Raw genomic sequence first — 20375 nt, forward strand, 5'->3', positions numbered from 1 at the left:
TCTAATTAAATAAGTACAAGCATATATTGGAACAAGCTAGGCGTAAGGGAGGCTTGTTCCGATATGCGTGTATCAAATGTAACAGTTAGAAAACGACTTATTTTTATACTTATATCAGGTATACTTATTTTCACTATTATCGATATTCGTCTTGGATATGTGCAATTTTTTCTTGGGAATATGTTAACGGATCGTGCGAAAGATTCATGGAGTCGTAATATTACTTTTGAACCCGAACGTGGGAAAATTTTAGACCGAAATGGTGTGGAACTTGCCACGAATAAAAGTGCTCCAACTGTCTTTGTTGTACCGAGGCAAATTGAAAAACCAGCAGAGACTGCAGAGAAGTTAGCTGCAGTATTAGGTGTGGAAAAAGATGAGATTTATAAAAGGATTACAAAAAAAGAATCGATTGTAAGGTTAGATAAAGGCGGAAGGAAAATATCACATGACAAAGCGAAAGAAGTACGAGGATTAAGTTTGAAGGGCGTGTATATCGCAGAGGATTCTATCCGGTACTATCCATTTGGAAACTTTTTATCACATGTATTAGGTTTTGCAGGTAGCGATAACCAAGGTCTTATGGGACTAGAAAAATATTATGATAAAGAGCTAAATGGGGACAAAGGTCATGTGCGTTTTTTTGCAGATGCGAAAGGACAAAGGATGCCTAATGTTGGTGATGATTTCAAAAAGCCAGAAGCTGGTTTAAATTTAGGATTAACAATCGATGCGCGTATTACAAGGATTATGGAAAGAGAAATGAATATTGCGGAGTCAACTTATAATCCTGACGGTATGATTGCGATTGCAATGAATCCTAAAAATGGTGAAATTTTAGGTATGTCTAGTCGACCGAGTTTTGACCCAGCGGATTTTCAAAGTGTCTCTCCAGAAGTGTATAACAGAAATCTACCTGTATGGAGTACGTATGAGCCTGGTTCAACATTTAAGATCATTACATTAGCTGCAGCATTGAATGAAAATTTAGTAGACTTAGAGAAGGATACGTTTTATGATGATGGAGCAGCTGAAGTAGGTGGAGCTAGATTGAAATGCTGGAAAGCAGGAGGTCATGGCAGTCAAACGTTTTTAGAAGTCGTTCAAAACTCATGTAACCCGGGATTTATTGAACTTGGTGATCGCCTTGGTAAAGACCGATTATTTAAATACATTCGTAATTTTGGTTTTGGGCAGAAGACTGGAATTGACTTGCAAGGTGAAGGCAGTGGGATTTTATTTAATTTAGATAAAGTTGGTCCAGTAGAGCAAGCAACAACTTCATTCGGCCAAGGGGTTTCTGTTACACCGATTCAACAAGTAGCAGCTGTAGCGGCGGCTGTAAATGGTGGAACATTGTATCAGCCGTATATAGCTAAGGAGTTTATTGATCCGAAAAATAATCAAGTTGTTAGTAAAAAGACACCTGTTGAGAAAAGAAAAGTTATTTCCAAGGAAACTTCAGAAAAAGTTCGTTATGCATTAGAGAATGTTGTAGCGAAAGGTTCTGGTAAAGGTGCTTATATTGATGGATATCGTGTAGGTGGAAAAACGGGTACTGCTCAAAAGGTGAAAGATGGTAAATATTTAGAGAATAATTATATAGTATCTTTTATCGGATTTGCTCCAGCGGATGATCCAGAGATTGTTGTGTATGTTGCTGTTGATAATCCAAAAGGGGTTACACAGTTTGGTGGAGTGGTAGCAGCTCCGATTGTCGGGAATATCCTTCGAGATGCGCTTCCTGTTATGGGAGTGAAACCGAGAAAAGAACAAGTTGAGAAAGAATATAAATGGGGCGATACACCAACTGTGGAAGTTCCGAATTTAATTGGAATGAAAAAGAAAGACTTACAAACACAACTCGTCGATTTGAAGCTTGATATAAGTGGAGATGGAGAGAAAGTAATTAAACAATCACCAGAAGCGGGAGCTAAAGTAAAAGAAGGCTCAAAAATTAGAATTTACTTCGGGAATTAAAGGTAACATAGTACGTTTTATGGTACAATTGGTGGAAGTGAGTTCTTTATAGAACAGTTACTTAATTTGAGACAGTAAGTGTCTCATTCATAAATAGGTCAGTAGCACTTACCTCCTTATATAGGAGGTAATGTGTTGCTTACTGAAAAAAGATAAATAAACAATGTAGAGAGGGTTTAGTGAAATGAAGTTGCATACACTTGTATCATGTTTGCATGATTTTCCAGTTGTTCCAAAAGAAAATCCAGAAATCACATCTATAGAAGCTGATTCACGTAAAGTGAAAGAGGGAAGCTTATTTGTATGTATGAAAGGATATACGGTTGATAGCCATGATTTTGCTAAGCAAGCAGCGGCACAAGGAGCGGCTGCTATTGTTGCGGAAAGACCAATTGATGTTGACGTTCCAGTTGTACTTGTGAAAAATACTTTTCGTTCGTTAGCGGTTTTAGCTGATTATTTTTATGGTCAACCGACACACAAGTTACATTTAATCGGAATTACAGGTACAAATGGAAAGACAACAACATCGCATATTATGGATGAGATTATGCGAGCACATGGTCATAAAACAGGGCTAATTGGAACGATTAATATGAAAATCGGTGATGAAACATTTGAGGTGAAAAATACAACACCAGATGCACTAACACTTCAACAGACGTTTTCAAAAATGGTTGAACAAGGTGTGGACAGCACGGTAATGGAAGTTTCGTCACATGCGTTAGATCTTGGTCGTGTACACGGATGTGATTATGATGTAGCGGTGTTTACGAATTTAACACAAGATCATTTAGACTATCATAAAACGATGGAAGAATATAAACATGCAAAAGGGTTACTATTTGCACAGCTTGGCAATAGTTATAATCATAATCGTGAAAAGTACGCTGTGCTGAATAGCGATGATAATGTAACAGAAGAGTATATGAGAAGTACTGCAGCAACAGTTGTAACATATGGTATTGATACAACAAGTGATATTATGGCAAAAAATATCGTTATGACGAGTGGCGGGACTACATTTACGCTTGTCACACCATATGAAAGTGTAAATGTTACGATGAAATTAATAGGTAAATTTAATGTATATAACGTACTTGCAGCAACAGCAGCAGGACTTGTTTCGGGTGTGAAATTAGAAACAATCATTGCTGTTATAAAGGATTTAGCTGGGGTTCCAGGACGTTTTGAAGTTGTTGATGGAGGGCAAAATTATACAGTTATTGTTGATTACGCACATACGCCAGATAGTTTAGAAAATGTATTAAAAACTGCCAAACAATTTGCAAAAGGTGATGTGTATTGTATCGTTGGTTGTGGTGGCGATAGGGACCGAACGAAGAGACCGATAATGGCAAGTGTTGCAACAAAATATGCAACTCATGCAATTTATACATCAGATAATCCAAGAAGTGAAGATCCAGCGGCTATTTTAGATGATATGGTACATGGTGCAAGCGGGAAAAATTATGAAATGATCATTGATAGAAAAGAAGCAATACACCATGCAATCGCTAAAGCGAAAGCAGATGATATCATTATTATTGCTGGTAAGGGGCATGAAACGTATCAAATTATTGGTAAAGAAGTTCATCATTTCGATGATCGTGAAGTTGCTAAAGAAGCAATTACAGGGCGTTTAAACAACGAAGAGTAACAACGTGAGAGGAGGACTACATGTGCTTGAGCAAGGTTTATTAGTAACGGCTGGGGTAGCATTCTTAATTTCTGTTGCCCTTTCGCCATTGTTTATTCCATTTTTAAGAAAATTAAAGTTCGGACAGAGTATTCGTGATGAGGGACCAAAGTCACATCAAAAAAAATCAGGGACACCGACAATGGGTGGTATCGTCATATACGTATCTATGATGGTAACTTCACTTATTATGGCGATTAAGTTTAATTATTTAGGTGCAGAGGTTTCGTTATTACTATTAGTGACGTTTGGTTACGGATTGATTGGATTTTTAGATGACTACATAAAGGTAGTTAAGAAGAGAAATCTTGGTTTAACATCAAAGCAAAAATTAGTAGGTCAGCTTGTTATTGCTATTGCATTCTTTTTAATTGGAAAAGGGCAAGCGTTCCACACATACATCATGATTCCGGGAACGGATGTTAAGTTTGAATTAGGTTGGGCGTATTTCGTACTTGTACTATTTATGCTTATTGGTGGATCAAATGCAGTTAACTTAACTGACGGTTTAGATGGTTTATTATCAGGAACAGCTGCTATTGCATTTGGAGCATTTAGTATTATTGCTGTGGCACAAGAGCAATTTGGAGTAGCGATATTCTGTATGGCAGTTGTAGGAGCTGTACTTGGATTTTTAGTATTCAATGCGAATCCAGCAAAAGTGTTTATGGGAGATACAGGTTCATTAGCTTTAGGTGGAGCCATTGCAGCTGTAGCGATTTTATTAAAACAAGAATTGCTACTTGTAATTATTGGCGGAGTATTCGTAATGGAAACTTTATCGGTTATCATTCAGGTCATTTCATTTAAAACAACAGGAAAACGTGTCTTTAAAATGAGTCCATTACACCATCACTATGAATTATGTGGTTGGTCAGAGTGGCGTGTTGTTGTGACGTTTTGGTCTGCAGGATTTTTATTAGCTGTGTTAGGAATTTATATCGGGGTGTGGATGTAATTGAAAACTGTAACTGAATTTCAAAATAAGAATATTCTTGTATTGGGCATTGCAAAAAGTGGTTATGCAGCAGCTACATTGTTACAAAAGTTAGGGGCAAATGTTATTGTAAATGACGGAAAGCCTTTAGCAGAGAATGTACTTGCTGCAGAATTACAAGCAAAAGGAATGGACGTTGTATGCGGTGGTCATCCTTTAGAATTATTAGAGAGAAATATTTCTCTTGTAGTAAAAAATCCAGGAATCCCGTATTCTAATCCAATATTAGTTGCTGCGAAAGAAAAGCAAATTCCGATTGTTACGGAAGTTGAATTAGCATATCGTATTTCAGAAGCACCATTTGTTGGGATTACGGGGTCTAACGGTAAAACGACGACGACAATGCTGACATTTGAAATGCTAAAAGAAGGACAAAAGCATCCTGTAATTGCAGGGAACATTGGAACTGTAGCGTGTGAAGTAGCACAGGATGCAAAAGAAAATGAAGTTGTAGTTACAGAACTTTCATCGTTTCAATTGATGGGAGTAGAATTGTTCCAACCTAAAATTGCTGCGTTTTTAAATTTATTTGAGGCCCACTTAGATTATCATGGGACGAAGAAAGAATATGGTTTAGCAAAAGCAAATATTTTTAAAAACCAAACAGAAAATGATTATAGTGTAATAAATGCGGATGATGCAGATGTGATGGCTTTGTCTGCGTATTCTAAAGGTCAAAAAATCCTGTTTTCGACAACGAAAGAAATTGAAGATGGTGCGTGTATAAAAGATAACGCTCTTTATTTCAAAGGTGAAAAAGTTATTGAAGTAAGCGATATCGTTTTACCTGGTCAACATAATCTAGAAAATATTTTAGCTGCGATGAGTATTGCGAAATTATTAGGTACTTCTAATGAAGCAATTACGGTCGTGTTAAAACGTTTTACGGGTGTAAAACATCGTTTAGAATATGTAACAACGATTAACAACCGTAAGTTTTATAATGATTCAAAAGCAACGAATATGTTAGCGACTGAGAAAGCACTATCTGCGTTTACACAACCGATTGTGTTACTAGCAGGTGGGCTTGATCGCGGAAATGAATTCGATGATTTAATTCCGTATTTCAAAAATGTAAAAGCGATTGTAACATTTGGACAAACAGCTCCTAAACTAGTAAGAGCGGCAGAAAAAGCGGGATTAGATATAATTGAAAGTGTCGATACTTTAGATGAAGCAGTGGTGAAAGCTTATGCTCATTCTAAAGATGGTGATGTCGTTCTTCTTTCTCCAGCGTGTGCAAGCTGGGATCAATTTAAAACATTTGAAGAAAGAGGAGACATTTTTATACAAGCTGTGCATAAACTTATATAAAGTAAATCAAAACATCAGTAGGCTAACACCTACTGATGTTTTGTTACATAGGGCAAAAGGTTGTGCCTAAAGAGGTGGTGTTTGTGGGTAATGAAGAAAACGCCTGATTTTATTCTCATCATCGTAACACTTTCATTGTTGACAATCGGAATGATTATGGTTTATAGTGCGAGTGCAGTTTGGGCCTCTTATAAAATGGGGGACTCATTCTTTTTTGCAAAAAGACAATTACTGTTTGCGGGTCTTGGTGTAGTAGCTATGTTTTTTATTATGAAAATTGATTATTGGGTGTGGCGTACGTATTCAAAAGTGATTTTGCTAGTTTGCTTCATTCTTCTTATTCTCGTTCTTATTCCTGGAGTAGGTCTTGTTCGAGGAGGAGCACGAAGTTGGATTGGAATCGGAGCATTTTCGATTCAGCCGTCAGAATTTATGAAGTTTGCGATGATTATTTTCTTGGCAAAGTTTTTAGCAGAACGGCAAAAATTGATTACATCTTTTAAACGTGGTTTATTACCGGCTCTTAGTTTTGTGTTTCTTGCTTTTGGGATGATTATGTTACAGCCAGACCTTGGGACAGGAACGGTAATGGTTGGGACATGTATCATTATGATATTCATTTCGGGAGCGAGAGTTTTTCACTTTGCAATGTTTGGTTTGATTGGTGTAGCAGGATTTGTAGGGTTAATTGCATCAGCACCGTATCGAATGAAACGCATTACATCATATTTAGATCCGTGGTCAGATCCGCTCGGGAGTGGATTTCAAATTATCCAATCATTACTTGCAATTGGACCTGGTGGATTATTTGGGCTTGGACTTGGACAAAGTAGACAAAAATTTCTTTATTTACCTGAACCACAAACTGACTTTATATTTGCGATCTTATCCGAGGAATTAGGTTTTATTGGTGGTTCATTTGTGTTATTATTATTTAGTCTATTATTATGGCGCGGGATTCGTATCGCATTAGGAGCGCCAGATTTATATGGTACGTTTTTAGCAGTAGGTATTGTGGCGATGATTGCGATTCAAGTAATGATTAATGTTGGTGTTGTAACAGGACTAATGCCTGTTACGGGTATTACCTTACCGTTTTTAAGTTATGGTGGATCAAGTTTGACATTAATGTTAATGGCAGTAGGTGTATTATTAAATATAAGTCGCCATTCTCGCTACTAAACCCTGTTTATAAGACAGGGTTTTTCGTATGTGTGTAAAAATGCAATATGTATATAGAAATAAATATAATGGAAATAAGAAAAGAGAAGCGGAGGAGTTAGTAGTGCGTGTATTAGTGAGTGGTGGGGGTACTGGTGGTCATATTTATCCAGCTCTTGCTTTAATTAGAGAAATAAAAAAGTTAAATCCAGAAGCAAGATTTTTATATATTGGTACGGAAAATGGACTAGAGAGTACAATCGTTCCAAAAGCAGGTATACCATTTCAATCTATTGTTATAAGTGGATTTAAACGAAAAATATCATTAGATAATGTGAAAACAGTAATGCGTTTTCTAAAAGGTGTACAGGATAGTAAACGATATATTCGTCGTTTTAATCCGGATATCGTAATTGGAACGGGTGGATATGTATGTGGACCAGTTGTATACGCTGCAGCCAAATTAGGTATTCCAACTATTGTACATGAACAAAATAGTGTACCAGGTGTAACGAACAAGTTTTTAAGCCGTTATGTTGATAAAGTTGCTGTTTGTTTTGAAGCAGCTATAGAGCATTTTCCGGAGTCAAAAGTGGTAATGACAGGTAATCCACGAGCATCAGAGGTAATGGAACAAAATGGAATGAAGGGGAAACGTTCAGTTGGGCTTTCTCTTCCTAAAAAGTCTGTACTTATATTTGGTGGAAGTCGTGGGGCTAGACCGATTAACGATGCCTTCGTTGAAGCAATTGAACAGTTTGGGAACAAAAGCTACGAAATACTATATGTAACAGGTGAAGTACATTATGACAAAGTGATGGAAGCCGTGAAGCAAAAAGGGAACCCAAGCAATGTTATTATTAAGCCGTTCATTCATAATATGCCAGAGGTACTAACTGGTGTAGACCTTGTTGTTTCAAGGGCTGGGGCAACAACACTTGCAGAATTAACAGCGTTAGGAAAACCAAGTGTGTTAATACCGAGTCCGTATGTAACAAATAATCATCAGGAAAAGAATGCACGTTCAGTTGTTGATAAAGGAGCGGCAAAAATGTTACTTGAAAAAGATTTAACAGCTGAAACGCTTATTCGTGATATTGATGAGATTTTATTAGATGCACAAACATTACAAAATATGAAGCTAGCTGCTAAGCAACTAGGTATTCCAGATGCAGCAAATAAGCTGTATGAAGTAATGAATAAACTTGTAAAAAAATAAAGTGAGGCTTTAATCAGTGGGGAGTGATTCTCTCTCTTTGATTATTACCTTTCACTAATCGGATGTTTACTGGTATCCTCATTCCGCCTAATTTCTTTGTTATCACCTAATTTTGATTTAGGAGCTGTACTGCCCGTAAATAGAGGGATAACGTTAGGTGAACGCCCTGCATATTATTGTCATAAGGAGACTTAATATGGGGGAGATTGTCTATGGAACAATTAGTAAATGAGCTTATAGAAGCAGACGTTGGTCGTGTTTTGGTTAACGAGCCGTTAGCACGTTATACAACTATGAAAATAGGTGGCCCAGCGGATATTTTAATTGTGCCAAAGCATGTAGCCGGTATTGAAAAAACATTACAGTTAGTAAAGCAATACAAAGCGAAGTGGACTGTAATTGGTCGCGGTTCAAACCTTCTTGTATCTGATCAAGGTATAGAAGGTGTTGTTATTCGTTTAGGAGAAGGATTAGATCACTTAGAGGTCGAAAAACATAAGGTAAGAGTTGGTAGTGGGTATCCTCTTATTAAATTGTCAACTTTACTTAGTCGTCAAGGGTTAGCTGGATTGGAGTTTGCAAGCGGTATTCCAGGAAGTGTCGGTGGTGCAGTATATATGAATGCAGGTGCACATAAATCGGATATATCGAGTGTATTATCGAAGGCTCTCATTCTGTTTGAAGACGGTGCAATTGACTGGTTAACGAATAAAGAACTGGAGTTTTCTTATCGGGCATCTGTATTGCAAACGAAACGTCCTGGTATTGTTTTAGAGGCGGTGTTTCAATTACAGGCGGGGAAACGTGAAGAAATTGTACGTAGCATGCAAAATAATAAAGATTACCGCCGTGAAACGCAACCATGGAATCACCCGTGTGCAGGAAGTGTATTTCGGAATCCAATCCCACATTTTGCAGGAGATTTAGTAGAAAAAGCAGGGCTTCGTGGCTATAGGATTGGTGGAGCTCAAATTTCTGAAATGCATGGCAATTTTATTGTTAATACTGGGGGAGCTTCAGCGCAAGATGTATTGTCTTTAATTGAATTAATAAAACATACAATTAAGGATAAATTTGATGTAGATATGCACACAGAAGTAGAAATCATTGGAAGATAACGGTTATTCGTTCCGCTCATTATCATTTATGTTATAATAAGAAGATAAGAACGGCATGAGGAACATGCCGTTCTTTATGTTACATAGGGGGATCGTACATGAATAATAGTAAAGTGATTAAACTACAAGATCGTGTACCAAAATTGAAAAATCAAAAGAAAAAAAACAAAAAAAATGTTAATCATCGATTGATTTTATACATATCAATTTTATTTTTATTAGTGCTCTTTTTAATTTATTTTCGGTCTCCGCTTAGTAATATAAAAAAGATTAGTGTGTTTGGAAATCACTATATGACGGATGAACAAGTAATGAAGGATTCAGGCGTAACATATGATACAAGTTATTTCCGAGTGACAGCACATAAAGCTGAAGAAAACTTAACGAAGCGAAAAGAAATTAAAGCAGTAAATGTAAAAAAACGTTTTCCAAACAATATTGATATTCATATCGAAGAATATTTAACGATTGGTTATATAAATAAAGAGGGAAAATTACAACCGTTATTAGAGAATGGAAAAACGCTTGATGTACTACCTAATGGAAAACTTCCTGTTGCAGCACCGATTTTCGAACCTTTTAAAGAAGAGAAAATGAAGGAGTTAATCGCTGAACTAGAAAAATTAACACCAGCTATTTTAAAATCTATTTCGGAGATTCGCTATTCACCAACGAATGCGAATGAAGATCATCTTACTTTATATATGAATGAAGGTTATGAAGTGAGCACTACAATTCAAAATTTCGCAAAACGTATGGAAGCCTATCCGCTTATTTTAAAAACAATTGAGCCAGGTAAGAAGGTATTAATTGACTTAGAAGTAGGTGCATATACGAAAGAATTAGGTGCGGAAGAAAAAAAAGAATAGAATGGTAGTTTTCGTTACTTATAGCAGAAAAAACGAAACGAACGTTCTATTATGTGTATACGAATTTAGAAGAATGGTTCATTTGATGAAAAATATGTAAAAATTCTTAGATTCATACTAGTATTGGTACAAGTTTCACTTTTCTATGAGTACATCTTAGTGTAGACTTATACTTGGCGGTAAACTTTACACTCGAAATAGAATTATTTCAAGATAAGCAGTTATTCATAGTTTACTGCGATATTCTTAATTGAATGCTAAATAAAAATAAGAAAAATATAGGGTTAAAAAAGGGAAACGTATAAAGACGTTGAATATTTTTCTTATAAATAGTAAAGTTGCGATTGTTGTTCCATATATTGAGTTGTATGGTATAAATAAAGAAGGAGGTGCCAAAGAATGAACAGCAATGAAATATATGTTAGTCTTGACATCGGTACATCCAATGTTAAAGTCATCATTGGTGAAATGGTTAATGACAGCTTAAACATTATTGGTGTTGGAAATGTAAAATCAAATGGTTTAAAGAAGGGATCGATAGTTGATATAGACGAGACTGTTCGATCAATTAAAAAAGCAATTGAACAAGCTGAGCGCATGGTGGGGATCCACATTGAGCAAGTTGTAGTAGGTGTCAATGCAAACCAGGTACAGCTACTTCCTTGTCACGGAGTAGTCGCTGTTTCAAATGAAGATCGTGAAATCGGGAATGAAGATGTCTTACGCGTTCTAGATGCAGCACAAGTTGTGTCAATTGCTCCAGAACGTGAGTTTATTGATGTGGTACCTCGACAGTTCATCGTAGACGGTCTTGACGAGATTAACGATCCACGCGGGATGATCGGTGTAAGATTAGAAATGGAAGGTACACTTATTACAGGCTCGAGAACTTTACTACATAACCTACTTCGTTGTGTAGAAAAAGCAGGTCTTGAAATTGTTGATATTTGTCTTCAACCTTTAGCGGCTGCAACAGTTGCAATATCTTCAGATGAAAAAAATAGAGGAGTAGCCCTTGTTGATATGGGGGGAGGATCTACAACTTTATCTATTTTTAAAGATGGAGAGTTACAAGCGACAAGCGTATTACCATTAGGTGGAGACCATATAACGAAAGATATTGCGATTGGGTTGAAAACTTCAACAGAAAATGCAGATCAAATTAAGTTGAAATATGGACATGCTTTTTATGATACAGCATCTGAAGAAGAGATGTTTACGGTTCCTATTATGGGAAGTGATCAAACAGAACAATATTCTCAGTTGGAATTATCGGATATAATAGAGGCTCGTGTAGAGGAAATTTTAATGTTTGTTCAAGATGAAGTGCGTAAGTTAGGAGTAAAGCAAGTGGCTTCTGGTTATGTACTAACTGGCGGAATTGCTTCTATGCCAGGTGTTCTTGATCTTGCATATGATATTTTACATGAAAATGTTCGTGTAGCAACTCCTGATTATATTGGTGTGCGTGAGCCCCAATATACAAGTGGAGTTGGATTAATTAAACATTCTTATCAAAAAGCTAAATTACGTGGGAAAAATGTGCAGGAAAAGCAAGAGCATTTTGAACCAGTACCAGCACCAGCACCAACGCCGGTACAACAGCAACCCACGAAACAAAAAACTCGTAATCAAAACAATAATAATCAAAATGATGACCGCATGATGTCAAAAGTAAAACGTGTATTCCGTTATTTATGGGATTAAAATTGGACACGAAAAATGAGGTTCTAGGGGGATTTCGACATGTTAGAGTTTGATACTACTCAAGATCAATTAGCGAATATAAAAGTTATCGGTGTCGGCGGTGGCGGAAACAATGCTGTAAACCGTATGATTGAACACGGTGTACAAGGTGTAGACTTTATCGCTGTGAACACTGATGCACAAGCATTAAATCTATCAAAAGCTGAAACAAAAATGCAAATTGGTGGAAAATTAACGCGTGGACTTGGTGCAGGCGCAAACCCTGAAGTAGGGAAAAAAGCTGCAGAAGAAAGTAAAGAACAGATCCAAGAAGCACTTCGTGGTGCGGATATGGTCTTCGTAACTGCCGGTATGGGCGGTGGAACTGGAACTGGTGCAGCTCCAGTTGTTGCTCAAGTTGCAAAAGAATTAGGTGCTTTAACAGTAGGTGTTGTAACACGTCCATTTACTTTTGAAGGACGTAAGCGTGCGACGCAAGCAGCATCTGGTATTGCAGCATTTAAAGAAAATGTAGATACTCTTATTGTAATTCCAAACGATCGCTTATTAGAGATTGTTGATAAAAATACGCCAATGTTAGAAGCATTCCGTGAAGCTGATAACGTATTACGTCAAGGTGTTCAAGGTATTTCGGATTTAATTGCAACGCCAGGTTTAATTAACTTAGACTTTGCAGACGTAAAGACAATTATGTCTAATAGAGGTTCTGCTTTAATGGGTATTGGTTCTGGTAATGGGGAAAATCGTGCTGCAGAAGCTGCGAAAAAAGCGATTTCTAGCCCATTACTAGAAACATCTATTGATGGAGCTCAAGGTGTTATCATGAACATTACGGGTGGCGCTAACTTAAGCTTATATGAAGTACAAGAAGCGGCAGACATCGTAGCTTCAGCTTCAGATCCAGAAGTAAATATGATCTTCGGTTCTGTTATTAACGAAGGATTAAAAGATGATATCGTTGTAACTGTAATTGCAACTGGTTTTGATGATAGCATTGCAACTCAACCACCAAAACCAATTATTCGTCCGAATGCGAACCACACGCAACAACAGCAACAACCAGTAGCTCAACCTTCAAAACAGCGTGAAGTAAAACGTGAAATGAAGCGTGAAGAGCCAGTTGTACATGAGCGTCATTCAGATTCAGATGATATCGATATTCCAGCATTTTTACGTAACCGTCGTAGACGATAAAAAAAGGAGCTTTCATGCTCCTTTTTATTTTTTATGGAAAAGACCTGCTAAGCAGGTCTTTTTTTATTTCGTATATTTCAATATATTTTGTTTGTGAAAATAAGAGTATATCATTCTATGAATTTGTACTTTTATTTTTTACCGACAGATTATGTCTAGAAATCACAAAATAACAAAAAAACACCTCCGCAAATTGACACACTTTCCTATTGGATATGCATTATACTAGTCTCAACTTGAAAAAAGAGGTGAATTGTTTGGTTGTTTACGCCGACGTTGTTTGGTTGTTAAACGCCTGCATTGATTTTCTTTTGCTTTTATTAACAGCTACCGTGTTAAAAAAGAAAATCAAAAGATGGAGGCTTGTGTTAGGGGCATTTATAGGTTCAACTATTGTTATTTTTGCCTTTACTCCTTTTGCTTCTATGATGACACATCCAATTATGAAACTACTGTACTCGTTACTTATTGTGTATACAGCATTTGGGTTTACGACATTTAGAAATTATGCACAAACTGTTTTTACTTTTTACTTTGTAACCTTTATGGTTGGCGGAGGATTAATTGGAACTCATTTCTTTTTGCAAACGAATGAAATGGTAAATGGATTGGTTCAATCTCAGTCAATTTCTTACGGTGATCCAATTAGTTGGTTATTTGTTATTTTTGGTTTTCCAGTAATTTATTATTTTTCTAAAAAGCGTATTGAAAGCGTAGAGGTCACGAAAATACACTATGATCAAATTGTGAAAGTAAAAATTCAATTAGCCGAAGAAGAACTAGAACTCGCAGGTCTTATTGACAGTGGGAACCAACTTTATGACCCATTAACAAAAACACCTGTTATGATTATGCATGTTTCATCATTAGAACATTGCTTACCATCTTGGTTAACAGAACAAATTTATTCCAAAACAGAAATTCCTCAAATACCAGAAAATGATTCTGGTTGGGCGACCAAATTACGCTTAATTCCTTTCCGTGCAGTAGGAGTAGAGAGTCAATTTTTGTGGGCAATTAAGCCTGACAGTGTGCAAGTTGACCATGAAGGTAGTTCTATTGTTGTAAACAAAGTATTAATTGGATTAAATACACAACAGCTGTCTACTAATGGGGAGTATCAATGTATTGTGCATCCAAAAATGTTGATTTCGCAAAAAATGGTGATTGCTTAATAAATGAGAGGCGGGATAATATGATGAAATTAAAATTTTATTTAGTATACCTTTGGTATAAAGTATTGCTGAAATTAGGAATTAAGACCGATGAAATTTATTATATTGGTGGAAGTGAAGCGTTGCCACCACCGTTAACAAAAGAAGAAGAGGAAGTTCTTTTGAATAAATTGCCAAAAGGAGATCAGGCAGCAAGGTCATTACTTATTGAACGTAACTTAAGGCTCGTTGTATATATAGCAAGAAAGTTTGAAAATACAGGGATAAATATTGAAGATTTGATTAGTATAGGAACAATCGGCCTTATTAAAGCGGTAAATACATTTAATCCAGAAAAGAAAATAAAATTAGCAACATATGCATCGCGTTGTATAGAAAATGAAATTTTAATGCATTTACGTCGAAATAACAAAAATCGTTCGGAAGTTTCTTTTGATGAACCACTAAACATTGATTGGGATGGGAATGAACTGTTATTGTCTGACGTGTTAGGTACAGATGATGATATTATTACAAAAGATTTAGAAGCTACTGTAGATCGTCACCTTTTAATGAAAGCATTACACCAATTAAATGATCGTGAAAAACAAATTATGGAACTTCGGTTTGGGCTTGCTGGAGGAGAGGAAAAGACGCAAAAAGATGTGGCTGATATGCTTGGGATTTCACAGTCATACATTTCGCGTTTAGAAAAAAGAATTATAAAAAGATTACGAAAAGAATTTAATAAAATGGTGTAAAGAATAAGACCAGCCGTTATGTAGGCTGGTCTTATTCTATTTAGTTGTATTAGGAAAGATAATTTAAATAATAAATCGTGAAAAAACCACATGCATAAAATCCCCTTCAAAGGAAATACTTTACACTGTACAGCAACTCCCGATAGGAGGGAACACTTTGACGAGAAACAAAGTAGAAATTTGCGGTGTTGATACAGCTAAACTTCCAGTATTAAAAAATGAAGAGATGCGTAAATTATTTCGTGAAATGCAAAGTGGAGAGATAAGCGCAAGAGAAAAATTAGTGAATGGAAACTTACGTCTTGTACTGAGCGTCATCCAAAGATTTAATAACAGAGGAGAATATGTTGACGATTTATTTCAAGTTGGTTGCATCGGACTTATGAAATCAATTGATAATTTTGATTTAGGCCAAAATGTAAAATTTTCAACGTATGCTGTGCCGATGATTATTGGGGAAATACGCAGATATTTGCGTGATAATAATCCGATTCGCGTATCGCGCTCATTGCGAGATATTGCGTATAAAGCTTTGCAAGTAAGAGAAAAATTGATTGCAGAAAATTCAAAAGAACCAACAGCAATGGATATTGCAAAAGTGCTAGAAGTAACTCATGAAGAGATAGTATTTGCTTTAGATGCGATTCAAGATCCAGTTTCATTATTTGAACCGATTTATAATGATGGGGGAGATCCTATCTTTGTTATGGATCAGTTAAGTGATGAAAAACAAAAGGACGAGCAGTGGGTTGAAGAATTAGCATTGAAAGAAGGAATGAAGCGTTTAAATGATAGAGAGAAAATGATTATTAGAAAACGTTTCTTCCAAGGAAAGACACAGATGGAAGTTGCAGAAGAAATTGGGATTTCCCAAGCGCAAGTATCACGTTTAGAGAAGTCAGCCATTAAACAAATGAATAAAACGATTCAAGGATAAGGTCTCACCAATTATGGTGAGACCTTTTTATATGTAATATGGTTTGTGCTCATAGTAGGGGATTAGTGTTCATATAATGAAACTAGCATGGTGTTTCGTATAGATGGCTTCCTGTAAATATGAGAAACAGTTTCCAATTTGTCATATAAGGGAGAGGATAAAAATGGTGATACGAATTTCAGAGTTACAGATGAAGGATGTTATAAATATTTCAGATGGAAAAAGGATTGGGAATATTGGAGATATTGAAATTGATATGAACACAGGGAAAATTTGTTCTGTCATTATTTCCAAACAGACACGTATGCTAGGTATTTTTGGAAAAGATGTTGAGATTGTAATTCCTTGGAAGGAAATTGTGAAAATTGGGGAAGATGTCATACTTGTAAGAGTAAATCCTGTTAATTCTGTAACAGAATCAATACAAACACCGACAATTTCATAAAGAATATTACAAATTCCTCTTTTTTTTCTGTTAGGATTATGAAAAAATAAAAGTATGGTAAAATAGACAGGAAGTACCATGCTTTTTTCTGTTATTTTAATTAAAAGGAGCCGCTTTATTATGAGAGAACCATTTAAATATGTGGACGGTATACTGTATTTACAAGCGTGGAAAGAACTTGGAAACATTACTGCTGGATTTACGACAAAAGATGGTGGGATAAGTACGGGCTCCTTTCATGCGATGAATTTAGGATTACATGTGAATGATATCGTGGAGAACGTTCATGAAAACAGACGCATTTTAGCAAATAAGTTACAAAAACCATTAGAAAACTGGATTTGCTCTGAACAAGTTCATGCTCATCATGTTGAAAAAGTAGGGCAACAGGAAAAGGGAAGTGGTGTCTATTCATATGAGGACGGCATTTCAAAAACAGATGGCATTTATACGAGTAATGAAGATGTTCTGTTAACGTCTTGTTACGCGGATTGTGTTCCGCTCTATTTTTATGCACCATCACATGGTATGATAGGACTTGCGCATGCTGGATGGAAAGGCACTGTACAAGAGATTGCAAAGGAAATGATTCAAAAGTGGAATGCAGAAGGTATTTCAAGTGATGAAATTCATGTTGCAATTGGGCCGTCGATCGGATCTTGTTGTTATGTTGTGGATGATCGTGTATTAACAGCAGCACAGGAAGTAGTTAGCGGTGCTGTTCCTCATCAAAAAATTTCTGACGGGCAGTACGCAATTAATTTAAAAGAAATTAATCGTATATTATGTGTACAAGCAGGCATAAAAGAAGAGCATATTGTAATGTCATCTCTTTGTACAAGCTGTGAAGAGCAACTATTTTTCTCTCATCGTCGTGATCAAGGTAAGACAGGAAGAATGTTGAGTTTCATAGGTTTTAAGGAGGAAGGAAGCAAGTGACAGTACAAGAAAATTTAGTAATTGTAAATGAAGCTATTAAAGAATCTTGCGCTCGAGCTGGACGTTCGTTGCAAGATATTAAACTTGTTGCAGTTACAAAAACTGTAGGGATTGAAAAAACAAACGAAGTAATTGAAGCTGGAATTATCGATTTAGGTGAAAATAGAAATGAAGGTTTCTTACAGAAATACGAGCATTTCGGTTCAAAAGTTAATTGGCACTTTATTGGCTCATTACAAACGAGAAAAGTAAAAGAAATCATTAATGAAATTGATTATTTACATTCGTTAGATCGTCTTTCGCTGGCGAAAGAAATTCAGAAACGTGCTGATAAGAAAGTGAAATGCTTTATTCAAGTGAAAACCTCATCTGAAGAATCGAAGCAAGGATTGGCAATAGAAGAGGTTGTTTCTTTTATTCAAAGTTTGCAAGAATTCGATAAAATTGAAGTGGTTGGACTAATGACGATGGCTCCATTTACAGAAGAAGAGGAAGAAATCAGACGCTGTTTTAAGGAATTACGTATGCTGCAAACAGAGGTGCAGGAGCTAGAGTTATTACATGCGCCATGTAAAGAATTATCAATGGGAATGTCCAACGATTACACAATTGCAATTGAAGAAGGGGCTACATATATTCGTTTGGGAACGATTTTAGTAGGAAAAGCGTAAAAGGAAGGAGAATCTTATTATGAGTTGGTCAAAAGTAAAATACTTCTTTTTTGATACACCGGAAGAAAAAGAAGCAGCTCAATATGGTTATGAAAAGGAGCAAACAGACATGAAAAAGCAGCAAGATCCACCAGAACAACAAGACGTTACGTTTCCGAAAGCGCAACCGAAGCAAAATGTTGTGAGTATTGAAACAGCAAAACAATCTTCAAAAGTTGTTTTATTAGAACCACGCACATATTCGGAAGCACAAGGGATTGCGGACCACTTAAAAGGTAGACGAGCTGTTGTAATTAATTTGCAGAGAATGTCTACTGATCAAGCGGTACGTATCGTTGACTTTTTAAGTGGTACTGTATACGCTATAGGCGGGGACATTCAAAAAATAGGGCCGAAAACATTTATGTGTACACCTGAAAATGTAGATATTGTTGGTGCGATTTCAGAGTTATTCGGTGAAGAAGAAGAAACAAATATAAAGAGGTGGTAATACGCCATGACAACAGTTTTTATAGTGTTAAGTTATGCTATCGAGATTTACTCGTGGGCACTTATTATTTACATTCTCCTATCATGGTTTCCTGGTGCAAAGGAATCATCTTTTGGAGAGTTCCTGGCACGTATTTGTGAACCGTATTTAGAACCATTCCGCCGCTTTATTCCGCCGCTTGGAATGATTGATATTTCTCCAATCGTTGCGATCTTTGCGTTGAAACTTGCTAAAACTGGTTTGTTCAGTTTATTAAGCTATTTCTTATAGTAAGAAGGTAAATACATGAGCATCTACGAACATTTTAGGCCTGATGAGGAGGTCTTTGTGGACAAAGTGCTAGAGTGGAAGCGAGCGGCGGAGTACCATCAAGTGAAGTTAACGGATTTTCTTGATCCTAGGCAACAACAAATTGTTTCTATGGTAATAGGACAAGGTGATGTTGCTGTACAATTTGGTGGTGCAACGCCTAATGCAGAGCGTAAAAGAGCACTTATTTATCCAGACTATCTAGAATTAAATGAAGAAGAATTTCAAGTAGAAGTATTAGAAATTGACTATCCTTCCAAGTTTTATACGCTAGAACATAGGCAAATATTAGGTACATTTATGTCTCTTGGTTTAACAAGAGAAAAATGTGGTGATATTTTGCTGCAAGAAAATCGTGCCCAAATTGTAGTTGCGAAAGAAATTGTATCGTATATTGAGATGAACTTACAATCAATAGGGAAAGTAAAAGTCTCTTTAGCGTCAGTGCAAGGAGAACAAATTCTACAGATAGATGAAACGTGGGGAGAGAAATCTGGAACGGTTTCTTCACTTCGTTTAGATGTTATGTTAGCTGAAATGTTACATTTATCTAGACAGAAAGTACAACCTTTCATAAAAAATGGTTTAGTAAAAGTCAATTGGAAAACAGTGGAGCAAACTTCTTATGAATGCTATCCAGGAGATGTTTTTTCTGTTAGAGGATATGGCCGAAGTAAATTATTTTCTGTAGAAGGTAGAACAAAACGCGACAAATGGAGAATTTTGTATGGTATACTAAAATGATTGGTTTTTTAGAAGGAAATCCTCCTATTTTGTCGAAGAAAAGATATAATTGAAAGAGGAAATTTAGATAACTACTTGGAGGTGGCGTTGTGCCGTTAACACCATTAGATATTCATAACAAAGAATTTGGTCGCGGATTCCGTGGCTATGATGAAGATCAAGTAAATGAGTTTCTTGATCAAATTATCAAAGATTATGAATTGGTCATTCGTGAGAAAAAAGCTTTAGAAGAAAAAGTTGCGCAGTTAGAAGGGAAGTTAGATCATTTCTCTAATATTGAAGATACGTTAAACAAATCTATCGTCGTTGCACAAGAAGCAGCGGAAGAAGTAAAACGTAATGCGCAAAAAGAAGCGAAATTAATTGTGCGTGAAGCTGAAAAGAATGCTGATCGTATTATTAACGAAGCATTAGTAAAATCAAGAAAAGTTGCTTTTGATATTGAAGAGCTAAAGAAACAAGCGAAAGTATTCCGAACTCGTTTCCGTATGTTATTAGAAACACAGCTTGAGATGTTAAACAACGATGATTGGGATAAACTAATTGAATTAGAAGACGAAGTAGATGAACTGTTGAAAAAAGAAGAAACAGTGTAAGCTTGACGTTTTTCTCATTATTACATATAATTTTAAACAACATATTTATTAAGAAAAACGAAGATAGGGAT

The 20375-nt window shown here is 36.2% G+C and carries 20 protein-coding genes and 1 other annotated feature (1 of these 21 cut by a window edge); all 20 genes read left to right on the top strand.

What is annotated here, in order from left to right:
* The first annotated feature begins 63 nt into the window (after positions 1-63).
* The 20 genes from ACTFO4_RS04850 (at position 64) to divIVA (ending at position 20304) form a co-directional block, all read left to right on the top strand.
* Positions 64-1980, top strand: coding sequence for a stage V sporulation protein D (locus tag ACTFO4_RS04850; protein WP_001266234.1), 1917 nt, complete (start codon positions 64-66; stop codon positions 1978-1980).
* 184 nt (positions 1981-2164) lie between these two features.
* The gene (gene murE, locus ACTFO4_RS04855; protein WP_000766313.1) at positions 2165-3640 is read left to right on the top strand and encodes a UDP-N-acetylmuramoyl-L-alanyl-D-glutamate--2,6-diaminopimelate ligase; all 1476 of its coding nucleotides are present in this window, start codon (positions 2165-2167) and stop codon (positions 3638-3640) included.
* 22 nt (positions 3641-3662) lie between these two features.
* A complete protein-coding gene (gene mraY, locus ACTFO4_RS04860; RefSeq protein WP_000893060.1) occupies positions 3663-4637 on the top strand; it encodes a phospho-N-acetylmuramoyl-pentapeptide-transferase in 975 nt (324 codons plus the stop codon).
* Positions 4638-5990 carry a UDP-N-acetylmuramoyl-L-alanine--D-glutamate ligase gene (gene murD / locus ACTFO4_RS04865; protein WP_000860115.1) on the top strand — a complete coding sequence of 451 codons (1353 nt, stop codon included), beginning with the start codon at positions 4638-4640 and terminating at the stop codon, positions 5988-5990.
* Positions 5991-6080: 90 nt separating this feature from the next.
* On the top strand, positions 6081-7172 hold the full coding sequence (gene spoVE / locus ACTFO4_RS04870; protein ID WP_000753520.1) for a stage V sporulation protein E: 1092 nt from the start codon (positions 6081-6083) through the stop codon (positions 7170-7172).
* A 103-nt stretch (positions 7173-7275) separates the two neighbouring features.
* Positions 7276-8370 carry an undecaprenyldiphospho-muramoylpentapeptide beta-N-acetylglucosaminyltransferase gene (murG, locus tag ACTFO4_RS04875; protein WP_025689214.1) on the top strand — a complete coding sequence of 365 codons (1095 nt, stop codon included), beginning with the start codon at positions 7276-7278 and terminating at the stop codon, positions 8368-8370.
* Positions 8371-8582: 212 nt separating this feature from the next.
* Positions 8583-9488: a UDP-N-acetylmuramate dehydrogenase gene (murB, locus tag ACTFO4_RS04880; protein ID WP_017672852.1), complete on the top strand. Its 906-nt coding sequence runs from the start codon at positions 8583-8585 to the stop codon at positions 9486-9488.
* A 98-nt stretch (positions 9489-9586) separates the two neighbouring features.
* Positions 9587-10357, top strand: coding sequence for a cell division protein DivIB (gene divIB / locus ACTFO4_RS04885; protein WP_001065793.1), 771 nt, complete (start codon positions 9587-9589; stop codon positions 10355-10357).
* Positions 10358-10756: 399 nt separating this feature from the next.
* A complete protein-coding gene (ftsA, locus tag ACTFO4_RS04890; RefSeq protein WP_001087558.1) occupies positions 10757-12064 on the top strand; it encodes a cell division protein FtsA in 1308 nt (435 codons plus the stop codon).
* 39 nt (positions 12065-12103) lie between these two features.
* The gene (gene ftsZ, locus ACTFO4_RS04895) at positions 12104-13258 is read left to right on the top strand and encodes a cell division protein FtsZ (RefSeq protein WP_000888984.1); all 1155 of its coding nucleotides are present in this window, start codon (positions 12104-12106) and stop codon (positions 13256-13258) included.
* A 257-nt stretch (positions 13259-13515) separates the two neighbouring features.
* On the top strand, positions 13516-14433 hold the full coding sequence (gene spoIIGA, locus ACTFO4_RS04900) for a sigma-E processing peptidase SpoIIGA (RefSeq protein ID WP_000261975.1): 918 nt from the start codon (positions 13516-13518) through the stop codon (positions 14431-14433).
* 20 nt (positions 14434-14453) lie between these two features.
* Complete coding sequence (gene sigE, locus ACTFO4_RS04905) at positions 14454-15173, top strand: RNA polymerase sporulation sigma factor SigE (protein WP_000976948.1); 720 nt, start codon at positions 14454-14456, stop codon at positions 15171-15173.
* Between the two features lie 157 nt (positions 15174-15330).
* Complete coding sequence (gene sigG / locus ACTFO4_RS04910; protein ID WP_000197755.1) at positions 15331-16110, top strand: RNA polymerase sporulation sigma factor SigG; 780 nt, start codon at positions 15331-15333, stop codon at positions 16108-16110.
* 163 nt (positions 16111-16273) lie between these two features.
* Positions 16274-16555, top strand: coding sequence for a YlmC/YmxH family sporulation protein (locus tag ACTFO4_RS04915; RefSeq protein WP_000236745.1), 282 nt, complete (start codon positions 16274-16276; stop codon positions 16553-16555).
* 120 nt (positions 16556-16675) lie between these two features.
* Positions 16676-17494 (top strand): peptidoglycan editing factor PgeF, encoded by an 819-nt coding sequence (gene pgeF, locus ACTFO4_RS04920; RefSeq protein WP_001209008.1) that lies wholly within the window; start codon positions 16676-16678, stop codon positions 17492-17494.
* The gene (locus tag ACTFO4_RS04925; protein WP_000218005.1) at positions 17491-18165 is read left to right on the top strand and encodes a YggS family pyridoxal phosphate-dependent enzyme; all 675 of its coding nucleotides are present in this window, start codon (positions 17491-17493) and stop codon (positions 18163-18165) included. Before pgeF ends, ACTFO4_RS04925 begins: the two co-directional genes overlap by 4 nt.
* 19 nt (positions 18166-18184) lie before the next feature.
* Positions 18185-18655 carry a cell division protein SepF gene (locus ACTFO4_RS04930; protein WP_000119129.1) on the top strand — a complete coding sequence of 157 codons (471 nt, stop codon included), beginning with the start codon at positions 18185-18187 and terminating at the stop codon, positions 18653-18655.
* A 6-nt stretch (positions 18656-18661) separates the two neighbouring features.
* Entirely contained in the window at positions 18662-18925 is a 264-nt protein-coding gene (locus ACTFO4_RS04935) for a YggT family protein (protein WP_000214233.1), read from the top strand.
* 15 nt (positions 18926-18940) lie between these two features.
* Positions 18941-19708 carry an RNA-binding protein gene (locus ACTFO4_RS04940; protein ID WP_002164454.1) on the top strand — a complete coding sequence of 256 codons (768 nt, stop codon included), beginning with the start codon at positions 18941-18943 and terminating at the stop codon, positions 19706-19708.
* 89 nt (positions 19709-19797) lie between these two features.
* Complete coding sequence (gene divIVA, locus ACTFO4_RS04945; RefSeq protein WP_001131611.1) at positions 19798-20304, top strand: septum site-determining protein DivIVA; 507 nt, start codon at positions 19798-19800, stop codon at positions 20302-20304.
* A gap of 51 nt (positions 20305-20355) precedes the next feature.
* Positions 20356-20375 (top strand) — a binding site (T-box leader); it runs 204 nt beyond the window's last position.

Source organism: Bacillus cereus group sp. MYBKT14-1 (assembly GCF_051915185.1).
Taxonomy (GTDB): Bacteria; Bacillota; Bacilli; order Bacillales; family Bacillaceae_G; genus Bacillus_A; species Bacillus_A cereus.

Bases quoted from the DNA above. Each gene is read 5' to 3' on its own strand.
- ACTFO4_RS04850 (WP_001266234.1), top strand. From the start codon at position 64: ATGCGTGTATCAAATGTAACAGTTAGAAAACGACTTATTTTTATACTT.
- murE (WP_000766313.1), top strand. From the start codon at position 2,165: ATGAAGTTGCATACACTTGTATCATGTTTGCATGATTTTCCAGTTGTT.
- spoVE (WP_000753520.1), top strand. From the start codon at position 6,081: ATGAAGAAAACGCCTGATTTTATTCTCATCATCGTAACACTTTCATTG.
- murB (WP_017672852.1), top strand. From the start codon at position 8,583: ATGGAACAATTAGTAAATGAGCTTATAGAAGCAGACGTTGGTCGTGTT.
- divIB (WP_001065793.1), top strand. From the start codon at position 9,587: ATGAATAATAGTAAAGTGATTAAACTACAAGATCGTGTACCAAAATTG.
- ftsA (WP_001087558.1), top strand. From the start codon at position 10,757: ATGAACAGCAATGAAATATATGTTAGTCTTGACATCGGTACATCCAAT.
- ftsZ (WP_000888984.1), top strand. From the start codon at position 12,104: ATGTTAGAGTTTGATACTACTCAAGATCAATTAGCGAATATAAAAGTT.
- sigE (WP_000976948.1), top strand. From the start codon at position 14,454: ATGATGAAATTAAAATTTTATTTAGTATACCTTTGGTATAAAGTATTG.
- ACTFO4_RS04915 (WP_000236745.1), top strand. From the start codon at position 16,274: ATGGTGATACGAATTTCAGAGTTACAGATGAAGGATGTTATAAATATT.
- pgeF (WP_001209008.1), top strand. From the start codon at position 16,676: ATGAGAGAACCATTTAAATATGTGGACGGTATACTGTATTTACAAGCG.
- ACTFO4_RS04930 (WP_000119129.1), top strand. From the start codon at position 18,185: ATGAGTTGGTCAAAAGTAAAATACTTCTTTTTTGATACACCGGAAGAA.
- ACTFO4_RS04935 (WP_000214233.1), top strand. From the start codon at position 18,662: ATGACAACAGTTTTTATAGTGTTAAGTTATGCTATCGAGATTTACTCG.
- ACTFO4_RS04940 (WP_002164454.1), top strand. From the start codon at position 18,941: ATGAGCATCTACGAACATTTTAGGCCTGATGAGGAGGTCTTTGTGGAC.